Raw genomic sequence first — 1,031 nt, 5'->3', positions numbered from 1 at the left:
ACGCACGCTGCTCTACCAAACGGTAGCCGAGCACTACGAGACCTGGCTAGAGTTGGCCAGCGCGGGTCAGTTCGACGGCCAGGGCGACCACCACACCCCCAAGCCCTTCGTGCGCAAAGCGTTTGCCAAGTATCTTGAGTGCGGCATCTTTGCCCATGGCTTTGCCCGCGCTCGCTGCGGCGACTGTGGGCACGACTACTTTGTAGCCTTCTCCTGCAAAGGCCGGGGAGTCTGCCCCTCGTGCACCACCCGGCGCATGGTGGAGACAGCAGCGCACCTGAACGACCACGTCTCCCCCCGCCTGCCGGTGCGCCAGTGGGTGCTGTCGGTTCCCAAGCGGCTTCGGTACTTCATGCAGCGCGACGGAGCGGTGCTGAGCATGGTGCTGCGCATCTTTCTGCGGGTGATCGCACAAACTCTGCAGACCCACAGCCCCGGTGCGGCCCATATGGACAAGGCAGGCCTGCACATCGGTGCCATCGCCTTCATTCACCGATTCGGCTCCAGCCTCAATGAACACGTCCACTTCCACGTTTGTGTGGTGGACGGGGTGTTTGAGGAAGTGGAGGGCGAGGGCGATGCTGATGCGACCCCTCGAATCTCATCGCCGGGTGTCATCTTTCACGCGGCCACCGGCATCGATGCGGCTACCGTGGCCCCAGTGCAGACCACACTGCAAAAACGCATCCTGCGCGCCTTCGTTGCTCGGGGCCTGCTGGAGAACTGTGACGCCAAAGACATGCTGGGCTACAAACACAGCGGCTTCTCGGTGGACGCCGGTGTCTGCATCGAAGCCCACGACCGCGCTGCGCTGGAGCGGCTGCTGCGCTATTGCGCGCGTCCACCGTTTTCCATGGAGCGCCTACGCAAAGAGGGAAGCAAACTGGTGTACCGCTGTGCCAAACAGCGCAGCGAGCCCACCAGTGACAAGCGTGGTGCCAAGGCAGATGAGCTGCACCTCACACCGCTGGAGCTCATCGACCGCATTGCCGCGCTGGTGCCACCGCCACGCACCCACCGGCACCGCTACT

Annotated in this window: 1 protein-coding gene; it reads left to right on the top strand. The window is 63.6% G+C overall.

Annotated elements, in window-relative coordinates:
• On the top strand, window positions 1-1,031 hold a 1,031-nt coding region (locus ACFSCU_RS18920), incomplete at both ends, for an IS91-like element ISCR8/ISPps1 family transposase (protein WP_377561348.1).

This window comes from Ottowia beijingensis (assembly GCF_042680925.1).
Lineage (GTDB): Bacteria > Pseudomonadota > Gammaproteobacteria > Burkholderiales > Burkholderiaceae_C > Ottowia > Ottowia beijingensis.
The sequence above is the reverse complement of the archived record's forward strand: the minus strand, read 5'-3'. Positions and strand labels throughout refer to the sequence as shown.